The sequence below is a fragment of the Bacillus sp. 2B09 genome (genome assembly GCF_003946835.1).
Taxonomy (GTDB): Bacteria; Bacillota; Bacilli; order Bacillales; family Bacillaceae; genus Bacillus; species Bacillus altitudinis.
On sequence record NZ_RPSG01000004.1, the window covers coordinates 85173 to 103490 of the forward strand.

Sequence of the window (18318 nt, forward strand, 5' to 3'; positions counted from 1 at the left end):
GGTTATTCTGCCTCTTGAATTAGCATTTGCGCATGCAATGCAAGCATATGATCAGGCTGCACGTCAATGGCTTTTCCTAGCATTTCAAGCGCTTCGTCCTTTTTCTCTAAATACGCATACGCAACGCCTGCATTATAAAAGGCGTCTGCATGCTGCGGATCTCGCGTAATCACTTCAGTAAAGACTGCGACCGCTTCCTCCAGCAGATGTTCATTCGCTAAGCACATGCCAAATTGAAATCTTGCTTCGTTATCTTCTTCGTTTAGCTCAACTGCACGCTGAAGATAAGGCATCGCAAGCTTCGGCTGCTCTAATTTCATCAGTGTCTGCCCTAACATATAAAACAAATCACTGTTTTCCATTCCAGCTTGTAGCGCTTGCTCAAAATAGTCTTTCGCTTTCATAAAGTCTTCTTTCATCGTGTAGACATTTCCTGCCCCATAATAAGCTGCAGCTGCTGTATGATCAAGTTCAATGGCTTTTTGAAAGAAGTTCAATGAACGTTCAAATTCATGAACACTTGAAAGTAAATTCGCAAAGTTAATATATGGAACCGGGTCCTTTGGGCTTTCTTCAATGGCTTTCGTAAAAGCTTCAGCTGCCTGTTCGATGTTCCCTTGATTTAAAGCTTCAATACCGATTTCGTTATGATTCATTCGCTCTCTTCATCCTTTCATTAAAAAACCTCAACAGCGACGTTGAGGTTTTTAACACATGTTACACATACGACAGCTTTTGGCCATCTTTAAAGACATCGTCAATGGTCCCGCCGCCAAGACATTCTTCGCCATCATAAAAAACAACAGCTTGTCCTGGAGTGACAGCACGAACGGGTTCATCAAAGATCACCATTGCTTCCTGCTCACCTGTCATTTTGACTTTTACATGATGGTCTTCTTGACGGTATCGGAATTTCGCTGTGCATGTGAGTTCACCGTTTTCGCCGACAATATGAGGACGCGTCCAGCTGATGTTAACAGCTGAAATACTTTCAGAGTATAAAAGCGGATTGTGGAAGCCTTGTTCAACAAATAAGATATTTTTCTCTAAGTCCTTCCCAACAACAAACCACGGATCACCGCTTCCGCCAATGCCAAGTCCTTGGCGTTGACCGATCGTGTAATACATGAGTCCATCATGTTCACCTTTTACTTCTCCGTCCATTGTCTGCATCACACCGGGCTGTGCAGGCAAATATTGGCTAAGGAACGTTTTAAAGTTTCTTTCCCCAATAAAGCAGATGCCCGTAGAATCTTTTTTCGTTGCTGTTGCGAGCTCTGCTTCTTTCGCTAATTCACGCACTCTTTTTTTCTCTAAATCGCCGATTGGGAACAACACTTTATCAAGCTGTTCTTGAGTCAGCTGATTCAAGAAATAAGTTTGGTCTTTGTTTGTATCAAGACCTCTTAGCATTTTGACTTCATCGCCGGTTCTGTCGACACGGGCATAGTGGCCTGTTGCCAAATAATCCGCTCCAAGCGACAATGCATGCTCAAGAAATGCTTTGAACTTAATTTCTTTGTTACACATGACATCTGGGTTCGGCGTTCTGCCTGCTTTATATTCATCAAGAAAATATTGAAACACTTTGTCCCAATACTGTTTCTCGAAATTCACTGCATAATATGGGATTCCAATCTGGTTACAAACACGAATGACATCCTCATAGTCCTCCGTTGCTGTACATACACCATTTTCATCTGTGTCATCCCAGTTTTTCATAAATATGCCGATCACATCATAGCCTTGCTCCTTTAACATGAGCGCAGCAACTGATGAATCGACGCCTCCGGACATACCGACCACAACTCTTGTGTCTTCAGGTCTTTTTGTCATCTTCATCAACTCCAATTTCAATGAAACAACGTGCGCGTTTCGTTCTTCAGGTGCCTAGCTGTTTCATTTTTCACACACGAACAAAAGGGAGCATTTATTTGGCTAGGCGTTTCACGACAGCCGCTATCTTATGCGCCGCCTGCTTCACATGTTCCTCTTCATTTCCAAGACCGAAGCTTATTCTGACTGAGGATGTCAGCTCTTTTGCTTCTTCACCATACATGGCGCTTAATACGTGCGAAGGAAGGACAGATCCAGCCGTACATGCTGACCCGCTTGAAACAGCAATCCCTTCCATATCTAAGTTCACAAGTAACGATTCAATAGAAACGCCCGGGAAGTGGACATTTAAAATATGCGGCAATGTCTCTTTCGGATGTCCATTGATAGAGAAATTGAGTGATTCCTCTTCGAATACTTGCAGCATCGCTTCTTTGAGCTTACCATAATGCACTGCTTTTTCTCTTCTATTTTGCTTTGTTAATTGAACTGCTTCTGCAAGCCCAATGATTCCCGCCACATTTTCAGTGCCAGCACGGCGTTTTCTTTCTTGTTCTCCTCCGAATAGCTGCGGAGAAAGTTTTACACGCTCATTGACGTATAAAAAGCCTGTTCCCATCGGGCCATTTAGTTTATGACCGGACGCAGATAAGAGGTCGATATGAAGTTCTGTGACATCAATTGATATTGTCCCAAATGCCTGTACTGCGTCTGTATGAAAATAAGCAGTGTGTTCGTGTAAAAGTTGACCAATTTCTTTGATTGGCTGAATCACACCCGTTTCATTATTGCCATACATGATGGTCACAAGAATTGTATCGTCTCTTAGTGCTTGTTTTAATTGATCAAGATGAATCAATCCAGTGTGATCCACATCTAAATACGTCACATCAAAACCAAGCTTCTCTATGCGTTCGCATGTATGCAGCACTGCATGATGCTCAGTTTTTGTTGTGATGATATGTTTTCCTTCATGCTGCCTTGCCATTGCCACACCTGTAATGGCCAAGTTGTCTGCCTCTGTTCCCCCGCTTGTGAGGATGATCTCCTGCTGCTTACAGTGTAATTCTCCTGCAATGACTTCCCTTGCTTCATCGAGCCACTTTCTTGCCTCGCGCCCATATGAATGAATACTAGAGGGATTGCCAAATATCTCTGTAAAGTAAGGCATCATCTTGTCCACAATTCGCTGATCCATCGGCGTTGTGGCTGCATGATCTAAATAGATACGTTCCATTTCCGGTACACCTCTGATCTAAATATAGAACATATACGCCTCTTGATCCTCATCATCTTTATAGCTTGCTAAGTCTTCAAGAGTTGTATTGTCTAGTACGTCTTTTACTGCATCACGAATACGAATCCAAAGTGCACGCTTTGCCGGCTCTTCGTTTTCGATCACTTCAACAGGACTAATAGGTCCTTCTAATACTCGAATAATATCACCGGCTGTAATCTCGTTTGGCTCATGGGCAAGCACATAGCCGCCATACGCTCCACGGATACTTTTCACAAGACGTGCATTGCGAAGTGGTGATACAAGCTGCTCTAAATAATGCTCAGACAAATCATTGTTTTGAGCGATTGATTTTAATGATGTAGGGCCTTCGCCATGTTTTTTGGCTAATTCGATCATGATCGTCAGACCATATCTGCCTTTAGTAGAAATTTTCAAGTTAAACACCTCTGCGTTTTCTATTTCTATGTCATCAATTATTTTTCTGATTTCATATACGCTTATATAGACCAAAAGCAATTATATCATACTTTTAGCCAACTTTCATTTGCGGGTTCTGAGCTCAAAACGAGGACGCATCCCTTTTCTATTTGAAGAAATTTCGGTACTCTATACAAACAAGACATTGCTTTAGGAGAGATAATCATGAAACCTTTAGCGTATCGGATGCGCCCAAGTCATATTGGAGACATTATTGGGCAGGAGCATCTCGTTGGAGAAGGTCAAATTATTAGACGAATGGTCGAGGCGAAACATTTGTCCTCGATGATTTTATACGGACCGCCGGGAATCGGCAAAACATCCATTGCAACTGCAATCGCTGGCAGTACAAGCATTGCCTTCCGTACATTGAATGCGGTGATTCATAACAAAAAAGATATGGAAGCTGTCGCCGCTGAAGCGAAAATGAGTGGTCAGGTCATCTTGATTTTAGACGAAGTCCACAGACTCGATAAAGGGAAGCAGGATTTCCTTCTTCCGTATTTAGAAAATGGCATGATCATTTTAATTGGCGCGACAACAGCTAATCCGTATCATGCGATCAACCCAGCCATCCGTAGCCGGACACAAATATTTGAGCTGAAGCCGCTGGAAACAGAGCAAATTAAAGCTGCGTTAACAAGAGCCTTACAGGATGAGCATCGCGGACTTGGCGGTTATGAGGTGACAGTTGACGATGAAGCGATGAATCATTTTGCCAATGGATGCGGAGGAGATGTGCGTTCCGCTTTAAATGCGCTTGAACTAGCCGTCTTATCGACAAAAGCGGATGAATCTGGACAGATCACGATCACTCTAGCTGCAGCAGAAGAATGTTTACAAAAAAAGAGCTTCTCGCATGATAAAAACGGTGATGCCCATTATGATGTCCTCTCGGCTTTTCAAAAATCCATCAGAGGATCTGACGCAGATGCTGCGCTGCATTACCTTGCAAGACTCATTGAAGCGGGAGACCTTGAAAGCATTTCGAGACGATTACTTGTGATGGCTTATGAAGATATTGGCTTAGCCAGCCCGCAGGCAGGGCCACGTGTGTTAAGCGCTGTTCAAACAGCTGAGAGAGTTGGTTTCCCAGAAGCACGAATTCCACTCGCTAATGCCGTGATTGAACTGTGTCTTTCTCCAAAGTCAAACTCCGCTTACCAAGCGATTGATGCGGCACTGCATGATATTCGCACGGGGAAAATTGGTGAAGTTCCCGTTCATTTAAAAGATGCCCACTATAAAGGGGCAGCTGCACTTGGAAGAGGCGCCGATTACTTATATCCGCACGATTATGAAAATGGCTGGGTGAAGCAGCAATATTTACCTGACCCGCTGAAAAACAAGCAATATTATGAACCAAAGCAAACTGGAAAATTTGAAGGTGCACTAAAGCAAGTGTACGAAAATTTAAGACGGCAAAAATAAAAAAAGCCCCCTGCTCTAAGCAGGCGGGCTGTTTATTTATCTTTCACACGTGTAATCGGAATGTCTTTTAACAGTTTCATAATGACATGACCACCCATGATCAGTCCAGCCACAGATGGAACAAACGCATTGGATGACGGCGGCATTTGAGCCTTACGAATTTTCGCTTCATCATTTCCCACTTCTTTTCTCACATCTTCACGAATGACAATCGGACTTTCATCAGAGAAAATAACTTCAATTCCCTTACGAATGCCTTCCTTCCGCAGGCGTGTTCTTACGACTTTCGCAATTGGGTCTGTATGTGTTTTCGAGATGTCATCAATTTTAAAACGTGTCGGATCTGTTTTATTTGCAGCACCCATACTCGAAATAATGTTCACATCGCGTTTCAGGCACTCTTTCATTAAATGAATTTTATAATGAATTGTATCTGATGCATCAATGACATAATCAAGTGGATACTCAAAGAATTGTTCATATGTTTCTTCTGTATAGAACATTTTGAGCGCAACAACTTCACATTCTGGGTTAATGTCAGCAATTCTTGCCTGCATTAAGTCAACTTTAGGCTGACCAACCGTTGATAGCAAAGCTGGCAGCTGCCTATTTACATTTGTAATATCAATATCATCTTTATCAACAAGAACAATACGGCCAACACCTGAACGAGCAAGGGCTTCTACTGCAAAAGAACCTACGCCGCCTACTCCAAGCACTGCAACTGTACTGTTTTTTAATATATTTAAGCCTTCCTTGCCAATGGCAAGCTCGTTTCTTGAAAACTGATGTAACAAGTGCCTCACTCCACCTTTATTTAAAATGAATCGAAAGAATCATATCATATTCAGCGTTCTCCGTCATCCTTCTCAAATAGAAAAAAAACACAAAAAGTCCCGATCACGCCGCCAGCTTTTCCTTCGTTTTGAACCCCGCACCATGCAGGTGGGTGCTTTCTTCCTCACTTTATAAGTCCTCAGAAGAGGCATTTATGCAGAAAGGAAAGGCAAGCTCCCGTAGAAAAAAATGTTCGGTCAAAACTAGGTAACCACCGTACGTATCAGGACTTTATTTATTGGTTGATGAAAGCATATCATAGGCATGTCCCTTTTACAAGCGTTTACATGCCTATAAACATGCGCCTATTTTACTGTTTTACTTTTGTTTTAATCGCCAAACTCAGTTCATCTAGCTGCGCTGCGCTTACAGTGCCAGGAGCATCTGTGAGAACACAGCTTGCACTTGCCGTTTTCGGAAACGCAATGGTATCTCTTAGGTTAGATCGGCCGGCAAGCAGCATCACTAAGCGGTCAAGTCCAAGCGCAATTCCGCCGTGCGGAGGCACACCATGCTCAAATGCATCAAGAAGGAAGCCGAACTGATCGTACGCTTCTTCTTTAGAAAAGCCAAGTAAACCAAACATTTTCTCTTGAATGTCCTTTTCAAAAATACGAATAGAACCTCCGCCAAGCTCATAGCCGTTCAGCACAAGATCATACGCTTGAGCTTTCATATCTTCTGGACTTGTTTCAATTAATTCAAGATCATCCCGAACTGGCATTGTGAAAGGATGGTGGGCAGCATAGAAGCGGCCTTCTTCTTCATCTTTTTCAAGCAGCGGCCAATCGACAACCCATAAGAAATTGAAGACAGACTCATCGATGAGTTTAAGCTCTTTGCCAAGTTTTAAACGAAGTGCGCCAAGCGCATCATGGACAACAGACGTCTTATCTGCAACAAAGAGTAAAAGGTCGCCTTCTTCAACTTGAAGCTGTTCTTTTAATTCTGCTTGTTTTGACTCATCAAAGAATTTAGCGATTGGTCCTTTTAACTCTGTCCCTTCAGCTTTTAGCCAAGCAAGACCTTTTGCACCATAGTTCGCTGCAAATGCACCAAGTGCATCGATGTCTTTTCTTGAATAGTTTGCTGCAGCCCCTTTGACATTAATGGCTTTGACAGCTCCACCATTGTTTACAGCACCGCTGAAGACTTTGAAATCTGAGTCTTTTACCGTGTCTGAAATGTTGACAAGCTTCATGTCAAATCGGGTATCTGGCTTGTCAGAACCATAGGAATTCATCGCTTCATCATACGTCATACGAGGTAATGGCAATGTCAGGTCAACACCTTTGACATCTTTCATCACCTTTGCCATCATCTCTTCAGCAAGCGTCATGATGTCTTCTTGACTCATAAAGGACATTTCAATATCGACTTGTGTAAATTCCGGCTGACGGTCAGCACGTAAGTCTTCATCTCTAAAGCAGCGAGCGATTTGATAGTAGCGGTCCATCCCAGACACCATGAGCAATTGCTTAAATAATTGCGGAGACTGCGGCAGCGCATAGAATTCTCCTTCGTGTACACGGCTTGGCACAAGATAGTCACGTGCACCTTCTGGCGTACTTTTTGTTAAAATTGGCGTTTCAATGTCTAGAAAGCCGTGATCATCTAAGAAATGGCGGAATGCTTTTGTGACTTCATGTCGCATTTTCATCGTTTCAAACATCGCAGGACGGCGAAGATCTAGGTAGCGGTATTTTAAGCGCACATCTTCTGATACCTCATCTGCTTGATCAGAAATCACAAATGGAGGCGTCTTGGCTTCATTTAAAACAGTGACCGTGTCGACTTGAATTTCAATTTTGCCTGTTTTTAAATTTGGGTTGATCGTGGCTTCTTCTCTTGCGACCACTGTCCCTTTAATATCAAGGACATATTCATTCCGAATCGATTCTGCTGTCTCAAGCGCCTCTTTTGATTGGTCTGGATGAAAGACAACTTGCACAATGCCTGTACGATCACGCAGGTCAATAAAGATTAATCCGCCAAGGTCACGACGTTTTTGTACCCATCCTTTTAATACAACGGTTTGACCGATTTGGTCTTCTGTTACTTCTCCACAATAAAAAGTTCTACCAAACACAAACATTCCACTCCTTCTTTACGCTTTCTGGTGGGCTTTCATCATTTGAATCAGCTCATCAAGCTTCACTTCAATTTGTTCACCCGTTGTCGTATCTTTTACATTTACAATTTGCTGCGCCAGCTCATCTTCACCAAGAACTGCAATAAACTTGGCTTTCAAGCGGTCTGCCGCTTTAAATTGTGCTTTTAGCTTTTTCCCTGTATAGTCCATTTCACTTGAAATGCCTTCTTTTCTTAGGCGATTCAATAAGCCAACAGCATAATCTTTTGCTTGATCTCCTAATGCCGCAATGTATAAATCAATGCCGTCTTGAACAGGAAGCTCAATCTTCTCTGCATCAATCGCTGATAGGAAACGTTCAATACTCATCGCAAAGCCGATACCTGGTGATTCAGGACCGCCAATTCCTTCAACAAGTCCATCATAACGGCCGCCGCCGGCTAATGTTGTGATTGCCCCAAAGCCTTCTGCATTACTCATAATCTCAAAGGCTGTGTGATTGTAATAATCAAGACCGCGCACTAAGTTCGGATCGACGACATATTCAATGCCTAGATCGGTTAAGTATTGTTTTACTTTTTCAAAATAAGTCCGTGATTCTTCATTTAAGTAATCTTGAATGGATGGTGCCGTTGCCATCAGTTCGTGGTCGCGGTCCTTTTTACAATCAAGAATACGTAATGGATTTTGATGTAAACGAATTTGGCAGTCGTGACAGAATTCATCAATTCTTGGTTCAAAATGCTCGACAAGTGCTTGGCGGTAATCAGCACGGCTTTCTTTGTCACCAAGGCTGTTAATGACGAGTTTTAAGTTGGAAAGACCCGCTTTCTCATACACACTCATCGCTAATGAAATGACCTCTGCATCAATGGCAGGATCTTTTGAACCGATCGCTTCAATTCCGAATTGATAAAATTGACGATATCTTCCCGTTTGCGGACGCTCATAGCGGAACATTGGTCCAATGTAGTACAGCTTTGTAGGCTGTGCAGGCTGTGCAAACAGTTTATTTTCAACATAAGAACGGACAGTTGAAGCTGTTCCTTCTGGGCGAAGTGTGATGCTACGTCCTTTTTTGTCTTCAAATGTGTACATCTCTTTTTGAACGATATCTGTTGACTCGCCTACTCCTCGTGCAAACAGTTCCGTATGCTCAAAAATCGGTGTGCGAATCTCTTTGTATTGAAAGGCTGCACATGTATCTCTCGCAATTTGTTCAACATACTGCCAGCGTTCTGATTCTCCCGGTAAAATATCCTGTGTGCCTCTTGGAATATTAAAACTCATTTTTCGTCCTCCTACGACCATCATTCATTTTTTATGTGGACATATAAAAAACCCCCGCCTCTACTATGTGTATAGTAGGGACGAGAGTTATACCCGTGGTGCCACCCTAGTTGGAACATGATCTAGCCATGTTCCCGCTCAAATCCTTAACGCAGATTCACGTTCTCCGCCTAATGACTCATTTTTTGAGTGTTCAGCAGGAAACCTACAGAGTGTTCTTTCGTGATAAATGCCATGCGGATTCGCTTTCAGCCTAAGGCGATTCCTCTCTGCTCACGCAATTTACCCTACTATTCTCTATCATCAGTTCCACATTTTAAATTTTCAAGTGTGTTGATTTATATTATAATAAGGTCGGTGCTGCCACTCTGTCAACCCTTGCCGTGCCTCTTTTTCTTTTCCAGCTCTTCTTTTGACGTGCATCCGTATTCAGATGCCGTTTCTTCAAGGAAGCCTGGTTGATCCATTTCGTCGTGCTGCCAGCGATCGATATCACGATGTCCATTATATTGCACTCGTCCTAATTTTCTGCTTAATCTCATGTTTGTACATCCTTTTATCACATTTTTATCTAGTATAAACAGATTGATTCATTTTTATTAGGGAAACTGCAAGGAATTCATCCATTACATAACGAATTAACATTCATCGGTTTTACAAGGGAGGGGAAAACACCGTTTTGAATCTGAAAACACACCATCACATGATGTTGCTGCTCACCTGTTTTATCCTTATTGCCAGCACTTGGCCAATGACACATGCGACGGCTCAAACAGATCAAGCTGTCGTTGCAACAGATGAAATCAATGTGCGAACCGGACCTGGTTTAAGCTACGGGATCGCAGCAGTTGTGAAACGAGGAGAAAGCTATCCCATTCTCACTGAACAAGGAGAATGGGTACAGATCGGGCTATCGAACGGACAAAAAGGCTGGGTCGTCTCATGGCTGATTACCAAGTCATCTGATGCACAAAAGCCTGCTAAGCAAAAGACGCAAGGTCAAAGTACGCAAGGAAGCAGTTCGATTACGTCAACAGCCTCTGACCTTCGCATTCGGACAGGCCCAGGGACTTCCTATCAAGTCATTGGCACTTTCCCTCAGGGCGCTTCCGCTAAAAAGCTGGACACAAGCGGCGAATGGACAAAAATATCGTACAAACAAGCGGAAGGCTGGGTCCACTCTGATTATATTTCTGGCGGACAAAACGCTTCTTCATCCAGTTCAGCTGAGCCCGCTCGTTCTAAACAGTCCGGCACAGTTGGCGTATCAAGCTTGAATGTTCGTAAATCGGCGGCACCAAACGCACAAGTGGCCGCTTCACTTTCCCGTAACACTCAAGTCACCATTTTACGGGAGCAAAATGGCTGGTATGAAATCGAAGCAAAAGGCGTTAAAGGCTGGGTTGCAAGTTATTATATTGTCTCAAGCCAAGGAACAAGTTCAGCACCTGAAAAGAATTCATCCTCTTCGTCATCTCATCAGAAAGCGTACATTGTTTATGATGGAACGAATATTAGAAAAAGCGCTTCTACCTCTGCTGGTATTGCAGAAAGAGGAACAAAAGGAGCTGCTTATCAAATTGTTCGTACACAAGGTGACTGGTACGAGGTGACATTATCAAACGGCGGAACAGGCTATGTGGCGAGCTGGGTCGTTCAAACAAAGAAAAATAGCAGCGAAGCACCAAGACCTCAGCAGGATTCATCGTCTGGCACTGGATCTTTAAAAGGCAAAACAATTGTGCTTGATCCTGGCCATGGCGGAAAAGACAGCGGCACGATCGGCGCAGACGGTGCATTTGAAAAGAATATCACGATCAAAACCGCTCATTTGCTGGCGGGTAAGTTAAGAGCTTCTGGAGCAAATGTCTATTTAACAAGAAGTGATGATACATTCATCAGCCTTCAATCGAGGGTTGCCACTTCACATTACCGAAATGCAGATGCATTTATTAGTCTTCATTATGATAGCTTTATGGACCCAAGTATCAGAGGGAGCACCGCATATTATTATCAGGCATCCAAAGATCAACGTCTGGCGACAAGCGTTCATACTGAAGTCGCAAAACGATCACAGATCCCTGATAAAGGAGTCAAATTTGGAGATTATTTTGTTTTAAGGGAAAACAAGCGCCCTTCCCTTTTATATGAACTCGGCTATTTAAGCAATCCTCAAGAAGAAGCGATCATTTATAGCGCCTCTTACCAAGAACGAGTGACAGAAGGAATGACAGAAGGATTAAAACAATATTTCCGATAGAAAAAAGAGGCCGATGCGCCTCTTTTTTGTTTGATCGCAAAAGAAAAAGACTCTAAACAAACTCTCAGCAAGAGTTTATCTACAGTCTAATGTCTTTCTATTCTTTGCTGTCCATCAACATGGTAACAGGCCCCGAATTGGTCAATGAGACGTCCATCATCGCCCCAAAACGTCCAGTTTCAACATGGATGCCTTTTTCTCTAAGCGTTTCATTGAAGCATTCGTAAAGTGAATTCGCCACATCCGGTTTGGCAGCTTTCATAAAGTTCGGCCGTCTGCCTTTTCTCGTATCACCATAAAGGGTAAATTGAGATACAGACAGCACGCTTCCTTTTACATCCAATAACGAAAGATTCATTTTCCCGTTTTCATCTTCAAAAATACGCAAGTGTACGAGCTTTTCAGCTAAGTAATGCACATCTTCTTCTGTGTCTTCATGTGTAACCCCAACGAGCACCATATAGCCTTCATTGATGGCACCTGTGATCTCTTCTTCTACTTTCACAGATGCACTCGTCACACGCTGAACAACAAGCCTCATAGACGATATACTTCCTTTCTAATTCATAAATCGGCGAACTGAGTAAATGTCTTTGATTTGTTTGATGCGTTCGACCACTTTGTGCAAATGGTTAATATTTTGGATAAAGATCGCCATATGGATCGTCGCCACTTTGTTACGATCAGACTTACCAGAAACCGACGAGATGTTCGTTTTGGTTTCGTTGACTGCTTGAAGCACCTCATTAAGTAAGCCGCGTCTGTCATATCCTAATATTTCAATTTCCACATTGTATTCTTTACGGTTTCGAGCAGGCTGTTCATGCTCCCACTCAACCGGGATTAACCGTTCCTGCGCTTCTCCTGTCTTCACGTTCGGACAGTCATCACGGTGAACAGATACGCCACGGCCTTTTGTAATAAAGCCAACAATGCTATCACCAGGAACAGGATTACAACACTTAGATAAACGGACAAGCAAGTTATCAATGCCTTTCACTCGCACGCCAGCTTCCCGTTTTTTCCCGTGATATGGTTTTGACTCTACAGACACTTCTTGAACGGTTTTCTCTTGTTCTTCCTGATCTCTTTGTTTTCTTTCTTTTTCCGTTAAACGATTGGCGACTTGAAGTGCCGTAATTCCGTTATAACCGACAGCTGCATACATGTCCTCTTCATTTGAGAAATTAAATTTATCGGCCACTTTTTGCAGATTTTCAGCGGTCAAAATGTCTTTGACATCGAACTCAAGGTTTTTGATTTCTTTCTCCACAAGTTCTCGGCCTTTTTCGACATTTTCTTCACGGCGCTGTTTCTTGAAAAACTGTCTGATCTTGTGCTTCGCTTGGGAGGTTTGGGCAAGTTTGACCCAATCCTGGCTTGGTCCATAGCTATGCTTAGATGTCAGAATTTCAATAATGTCACCTGTTTTTAGCTTATGATCAAGTGTGACCATTTTACCGTTGACCTTGGCTCCGATTGTTTTATTCCCAATTTCCGAATGAATCCGGTATGAGAAATCAATTGGTACGGAACCAGACGGCAGCTCGATGACGTCACCTTTTGGTGTAAATACAAACACCATATCAGAGAAGAGATCGATTTTTAACGATTCCATAAATTCTTCCGCATCTGTGGATTCATTTTGGAATTCAAGGATTTCTCTAAACCAAGACAGCTTCTTCTGGAAAACGGCTTCTTCCGTCGATTCTGCTGACTCTTTGCCTTCTTTATACGCCCAGTGTGCGGCAATTCCGTATTCAGCAATTTCGTGCATCTCCACTGTACGAATCTGAACTTCAAGCGGGTCCCCTTTTGGACCAATCACCGTTGTATGAAGAGACTGATACATATTCGGCTTTGGCATCGCAATATAATCCTTAAATCTGCCTGGCATCGGCTTCCAGCATGTATGAATAATACCAAGTACCGCATAGCAGTCTTTAATGCTGTCAACCAAAATACGTACAGCCAGCAAATCATATATTTCATTAAATTGCTTATTTTGCATGACCATTTTTCGATAAATACTATAAATATGTTTCGGTCTGCCGGAGAATTCAGCCTTAATGTTCACCTCAGACACGCGGTCTTTTACTTCATTGACAACCTCGTCCAAGTATTCCTCACGTTCCGCTCGTTTACGCTTCATGAGATTCACAATCCGGTAGTATTGCTGCGGATTTAAATAGCGGAGGGCTGTATCTTCAAGCTCCCACTTAATCTTTGAAATCCCTAATCTGTGCGCAAGCGGTGCAAAGATCTCAAGGGTTTCATTTGAAATTCTTCGCTGCTTTTCCTGCGGAAGATGTTTGAGTGTTCTCATATTGTGAAGACGGTCTGCCAGCTTAATTAAGATGACGCGAATATCCTGCGCCATTGCAACAAACATTTTACGATGGTTTTCAGCCTGTTGTTCTTCTTGTGATTTATATTTAATCTTTCCGAGCTTTGTCACACCATCAACAAGCATGGCTACTTCTTCGTTAAAATGCTCTTTTAAATCTTCTAATGTCACATCCGTGTCTTCGACAACATCATGCAAGAAGCCGCCAGCAATGGTCGAAGGGTCCATTTCAAGATCAACAAGAATTCCCGCCACTTGAATAGGATGGATAATATAGGGCTCACCGGATTTCCGGTATTGCTCCTTGTGAGCATTTTCAGCATATTCGTATGCACGCTCTATAAATTGAATATGTTCAGCGGACAGGTATTCTCTTGCCTTATCAATGACCTGCTGCGCCGTTAAAACTTGTTCGTTCGCCATGGAATCACCTTTTTAAATGAAAACTGTATTGTAGTTTATTATCAAGAAAAATTCGATAGATGTAAAGAGAAGAAGTCCGCTAAAAGATTTTTGATAGGAAAAAAGCACCCTTCTTACTGAGTGCTTTTTGCGTAAAACTCCATTAGTATTGCATTAACGTCAAGATGTCGTAACCGTCAAGCTTCTTTCTGCCATCAAGATACGTCAGCTCAATTAAAAATGCAATCCCTGCCACAACGCCGCCTAATTCTTCAACCAGCTTGATGGATGCTTCAATCGTTCCACCTGTCGCAAGCAAATCATCTGTGATCAGTACACGCTGACCAGGACGAATTGCATCTTTATGAATCGTTAATACATCTTTACCGTATTCCAAACCGTAATCGACTTTGATGACTTCACGAGGAAGCTTTCCTTCTTTACGAACTGGGGCAAAACCTACACCAAGTGCGTATGCTACAGGGCAGCCAATAATGAATCCACGCGCTTCAGGTCCAACAATGAGATCAATGTCTCTTTCCTTCGCGTATTCAACGATTTGATCCGTTGCATAACGGTACACTTCGCCTTTATCCATTAACGTTGTAATATCTTTAAATTGTACACCTTCCTTTGGGTAGTCAGGTACAACTGTCACATATTGTTTTAAATCCATCTTTTCCTTTTCCTCCTCGTACGTCAAAGCACAGGTGAGACTTCGCTCATCATGCTATTCAGCCATTCCTTCAGCTCTTTGGCTGAGGAATATGTTAGTGTTTGATCGAGTTCCATCAATCGTTGTTTTGCTGTATAAGACGATGATGCGGTTAAATCTTTTTTAGGGGCATCACGCACTATTGACAGCACACCATTCTCTATTTTAACAAAACCGAGTTCAAAAAACACCTTTGTCATAAAAATGATTGTATCTTTTGTCCAACCTCTATGTTTGGCAAGCTCCATGCCTTGTTCTTTAATAGGAAAACTTCCCCGTTTGAACAAGAACCCATAAAACCATTTGAATTGATCACGGCTCGGGAATGAGGACATAAAGTGATCTTCTTTCCGCTGAAACACCGTATAAATTCTTGCTGGTTGTTGATTTTCTAAAAGCAGCTTGAGCAAGTGTTCATCGGCAGGAACATCGGCAAAGATCACATACTTTTCCTGCACATCAAACGTGGATACACTTTCTGCATCAATAAGGTGAATCGGAATATCCACCAGCTCCGATTGCTTTTTTGTTTCTTCGTCAAAACAGAAGACCATCGTTTTTGCTGGATCAAGTGTTGATACTTTCTTTTCCCAATCTTTTTTCCCGCGTAAATCAAACAGCTGCCATTCATCGACTCTAGCGTCTTTTAGCATGAGCTGAGGTTTCTTTCGGTTATTCCATTCATTAATCGAGACCTCACCAACGACAGAAATTTGACTCCCTGGGACAAGTTCTTCTTTTAGCTTGCCTTGGTGAAAACCGACACAGTCCAGCAGCTTGTCTTCGTCTTTTAGTGACATTTTAATGTGATTTTGATTGGCCCCGATCGTTCGGATGTCTTCAAGCTGGGCGTCTTCAATCATAATGAACGGCTTAGGATTCTGCATGCCAAACGGGGACAGCAGTCCCACTTCTTCAATGGCTTGCACCGTCATTTCGTCCACTTTACATACTGCATCGACCCGTTGAATTGGAATAAAATCTTCTTCTGTCAACGTTTCATTTGCATATTGATTCAATCTTTCCCTAAGTAAAGGAACATCATCCGCTCGAAGTGTCATTCCTGCTGCCATCGGGTGTCCACCGAAATGCGGCAGGATGTCACGGCACTTGCTCAAATGGAAAAACAAATCAAAGCCAGGAATACTTCGTGCTGACCCTTTCGCCATCTGCGTTTCTTCATCTATTCCAAGCACAATCGCCGGACGAGAAAATGTATCCGTCAATTTTGAGGCAACAATGCCGACAACGCCTGGATTCCAGCCAGCTTTTGCTACGACGATAGCTGACTGGTCAGCACCTGTCTCTTCGACCATTTGAATGGCTTCTTCCGTGATCGTACTCACAATTTTCTGCCGTTCTTTGTTCAATTCTTGTACAAAACGAGCGAGTTCTTCTGCTTCATCCATATCCTCAGTCATGAGAAGATGAACAGCCGGATCTGCCTGCTCAATTCGTCCAACAGCATTCAGCCTTGGCGCAATTTGAAAGCCGACCGTTTCCTCATTTGCTTCTTCAAGAGTGGCGCCTGCTTCTTTTAATAACGCTTTTAACCCAGGCCGTCTAGACTGTCGAAGCTGCATAAGACCTTTTTTGGCAATCCATCTATTTTCATCATGCAGCGGGACAAGATCCGCAATTGTACCGATTGCAGCAAGATCTAATAATTCTACTGGGAGTTTACCGAGGAGTGCATGTGCCACTTTAAACGCAACACCGACACCCGCCAGCTCTTTAAACGGATACTCACACCCAGGCTGCTTAGGATGTACAATTGCAAGTGCCTCAGGCAGTTCCTCGCTTGGTTCATGGTGATCTGTGATGATCAGGTCTAATCCTATTTCTTTTGCAATACGTGCTTCATTTACAGCAGCGATCCCTGTATCCACAGTGATGACAAGCGATGCTCCTTGCTCTTTGATATATCGGAAAGCCTGTTCGTTTGGCCCATATCCTTCTTTAAATCGATCTGGAATATAAAAGTCTACCTTCGCAGATCGTTCTTTAAGTGTATGTAAAAGTACAGAAGTACTTGTCACACCATCTGCATCATAATCTCCGAAGATCACAATCGATTCCTGCTCTTCAATCGCTTTGTTGATGCGCTCTACTGCTTCTTTCATTCCTTTTAATAAGAATGGATCATGAAATTCGGCTTTTTGATCAAATAAAAAAGACCTCGCTTCTTCTACTTCTTCGAGTCCTCTTTGTACAAGAAGTGATGCAGTCAGCGCTGAAATATTCAGATTTTCAGAGAGTGATTTCACTTTTTCTTCGCTAGGATGTTCATATTCCCAACGCATTTTGGATAATAACATAAATTCACCCCTCAACCACACTATTATACTAGAGTGGACTGAGGGGTTTCAATTTTTATTTTATGAAATTGTACTGGAAGATTATTTTTCCTTCCGGTCAAAAGACGCTGGCTGTTCTTTTAAAGGTGTGACATTCGTTTTCTTTTGAACGTCTTTGTCTACCTTTTTTGGAGAAGCAGTAGGGGCAGTCACAGCGGCTGCACGTTCAGCTTTTAATGCTTTTAATTCACGTTTCAGTTTCACAATTTGGAAAATCCCCGCAAAAGCCACAATGAGTCCGCCCATCAGAACAGAACCGATAATGACAAGGATCAGCGGCCATTCAGCCGTTCCAAATAAGTAGTCTACCTGTACAGGCCGCACGTTAATAACAGCAAATACTGAGACAATTAATACGAAAATAAATGCGAGTATGATGGTCCATTGTTGTTTATTCATCTACAAATCCCCCAAGCTTTTTCTTTTATTCTTCCCTCTTTCTTGTCCTTTTTAAACACCGAAAGAACATGGCGGAAGGTTTTCTATCAGCATGGGCGTTTAGCTGCTGAGTTTTTCTTTAATGAGGCTCTTTAATTCTTTTCTTTCTCCAGAGATGACAAGGGTGTCTCCTTCTTCAATCACCGTATCTGGTCCTGGATTTAAAATTTTCTCATGTGATTTTCTCACAATGGCGATGACTGTTACTTGATAGTTTTGGCGAACACTCAGGTCTCCGATCGTCTGGTTAACAGCCGGTGCGTTCTTTTCAATCTTAAACCATTCAATGATGAGTTCATCAATGGCCACCTCCACTGTCTCAAGCGCTTTTGGTTTATAGACCATGCCGCCTAAAATAGCCGAGATTTGTCTTGCTTCTTCATCGCTAAGCAAGATACCAGAAATACATTCTTCGTGATCATCTTCTTGAAAATGATACATCTCTCTTCTGCCGTCATCATGTGTGATAATGGCAAGCTTCTCATTATTTCTTGTGATCATTTCGGCTTTGTGACCGATACCTGGCAGTTCAGTTTCCCGAACCTTCATAACAGCCCCTCCAATGAATAAAAGCCAAATGCCCCAAACGGACACTT

At 42.7% G+C, this 18318-nt stretch carries 16 protein-coding genes, 1 other RNA gene and 1 other annotated feature; of the genes, 2 read left to right on the plus strand and 15 right to left on the minus strand.

Annotation, left to right across the window (positions count from 1 at the left end; genetic code table 11):
* Nucleotides 1-2: 2 nt before the first annotated feature.
* From EBQ12_RS09945 to cymR, 4 genes are all read right to left on the minus strand, one after another.
* Nucleotides 3-656 (minus strand): tetratricopeptide repeat protein, encoded by a 654-nt coding sequence (locus EBQ12_RS09945; protein WP_125589868.1) that lies wholly within the window; start codon nt 654-656, stop codon nt 3-5.
* 61 nt (nt 657-717) lie between these two features.
* The gene (gene mnmA / locus EBQ12_RS09950) at nt 718-1836 is read right to left on the minus strand and encodes a tRNA 2-thiouridine(34) synthase MnmA (RefSeq protein WP_008342709.1); all 1119 of its coding nucleotides are present in this window, start codon (nt 1834-1836) and stop codon (nt 718-720) included.
* A 94-nt stretch (nt 1837-1930) separates the two neighbouring features.
* Nucleotides 1931-3073 (minus strand): cysteine desulfurase family protein, encoded by a 1143-nt coding sequence (locus tag EBQ12_RS09955; RefSeq protein ID WP_125589870.1) that lies wholly within the window; start codon nt 3071-3073, stop codon nt 1931-1933.
* Nucleotides 3074-3091: 18 nt separating this feature from the next.
* Nucleotides 3092-3511, minus strand: a complete 420-nt coding sequence (gene cymR / locus EBQ12_RS09960; RefSeq protein ID WP_008342713.1) for a cysteine metabolism transcriptional regulator CymR — start codon at nt 3509-3511, stop codon at nt 3092-3094.
* A gap of 207 nt (nt 3512-3718) precedes the next feature.
* Here cymR and EBQ12_RS09965 point away from each other — a divergent pair, with 207 nt between their 5' ends.
* Nucleotides 3719-4984, plus strand: a complete 1266-nt coding sequence (locus EBQ12_RS09965; RefSeq protein WP_125589872.1) for a replication-associated recombination protein A — start codon at nt 3719-3721, stop codon at nt 4982-4984.
* Between the two features lie 32 nt (nt 4985-5016).
* Here EBQ12_RS09965 and EBQ12_RS09970 read toward each other — a convergent pair whose 3' ends face one another.
* The 5 genes from EBQ12_RS09970 to EBQ12_RS19365 all read right to left on the minus strand — a co-directional run bounded on the left by EBQ12_RS09970 (nt 5017) and on the right by EBQ12_RS19365 (nt 9745).
* Nucleotides 5017-5781, minus strand: coding sequence for a tRNA threonylcarbamoyladenosine dehydratase (locus tag EBQ12_RS09970; RefSeq protein WP_008342718.1), 765 nt, complete (start codon nt 5779-5781; stop codon nt 5017-5019).
* A 92-nt stretch (nt 5782-5873) separates the two neighbouring features.
* Nucleotides 5874-6054: non-coding RNA, 6S RNA (ssrS, locus tag EBQ12_RS09975), on the minus strand.
* 77 nt (nt 6055-6131) lie between these two features.
* Nucleotides 6132-7910, minus strand: a complete 1779-nt coding sequence (gene aspS / locus EBQ12_RS09980; protein ID WP_026050119.1) for an aspartate--tRNA ligase — start codon at nt 7908-7910, stop codon at nt 6132-6134.
* An 18-nt stretch (nt 7911-7928) separates the two neighbouring features.
* Nucleotides 7929-9203, minus strand: coding sequence for a histidine--tRNA ligase (hisS, locus tag EBQ12_RS09985; protein ID WP_008342721.1), 1275 nt, complete (start codon nt 9201-9203; stop codon nt 7929-7931).
* A 73-nt stretch (nt 9204-9276) separates the two neighbouring features.
* Nucleotides 9277-9516 (minus strand) — a binding site (T-box leader).
* Nucleotides 9517-9574: 58 nt separating this feature from the next.
* A complete protein-coding gene (locus EBQ12_RS19365) occupies nt 9575-9745 on the minus strand; it encodes a YrzK family protein (RefSeq protein WP_003216250.1) in 171 nt (56 codons plus the stop codon).
* 161 nt (nt 9746-9906) lie between these two features.
* Between EBQ12_RS19365 and EBQ12_RS09990 the strand changes: the two genes are divergently transcribed.
* On the plus strand, nt 9907-11463 hold the full coding sequence (locus EBQ12_RS09990) for an N-acetylmuramoyl-L-alanine amidase family protein (protein WP_430384049.1): 1557 nt from the start codon (nt 9907-9909) through the stop codon (nt 11461-11463).
* A 97-nt stretch (nt 11464-11560) separates the two neighbouring features.
* Here EBQ12_RS09990 and dtd read toward each other — a convergent pair whose 3' ends face one another.
* The 6 genes from dtd to EBQ12_RS10020 all read right to left on the minus strand — a co-directional run bounded on the left by dtd (nt 11561) and on the right by EBQ12_RS10020 (nt 18271).
* A complete protein-coding gene (gene dtd, locus EBQ12_RS09995; protein WP_125589875.1) occupies nt 11561-12004 on the minus strand; it encodes a D-aminoacyl-tRNA deacylase in 444 nt (147 codons plus the stop codon).
* Nucleotides 12005-12022: 18 nt separating this feature from the next.
* The gene (locus tag EBQ12_RS10000) at nt 12023-14233 is read right to left on the minus strand and encodes a RelA/SpoT family protein (protein ID WP_008342726.1); all 2211 of its coding nucleotides are present in this window, start codon (nt 14231-14233) and stop codon (nt 12023-12025) included.
* Nucleotides 14234-14375: 142 nt separating this feature from the next.
* Nucleotides 14376-14888, minus strand: coding sequence for an adenine phosphoribosyltransferase (locus tag EBQ12_RS10005; protein ID WP_008342729.1), 513 nt, complete (start codon nt 14886-14888; stop codon nt 14376-14378).
* A gap of 23 nt (nt 14889-14911) precedes the next feature.
* Nucleotides 14912-17245 carry a single-stranded-DNA-specific exonuclease RecJ gene (recJ, locus tag EBQ12_RS10010; RefSeq protein ID WP_125589877.1) on the minus strand — a complete coding sequence of 778 codons (2334 nt, stop codon included), beginning with the start codon at nt 17243-17245 and terminating at the stop codon, nt 14912-14914.
* A gap of 81 nt (nt 17246-17326) precedes the next feature.
* Nucleotides 17327-17683 carry a LapA family protein gene (locus EBQ12_RS10015; protein WP_024718382.1) on the minus strand — a complete coding sequence of 119 codons (357 nt, stop codon included), beginning with the start codon at nt 17681-17683 and terminating at the stop codon, nt 17327-17329.
* Nucleotides 17684-17782: 99 nt separating this feature from the next.
* Nucleotides 17783-18271 carry a cation:proton antiporter regulatory subunit gene (locus EBQ12_RS10020; RefSeq protein ID WP_008342734.1) on the minus strand — a complete coding sequence of 163 codons (489 nt, stop codon included), beginning with the start codon at nt 18269-18271 and terminating at the stop codon, nt 17783-17785.
* Between the last annotated feature and the right edge of the window lie 47 nt (nt 18272-18318).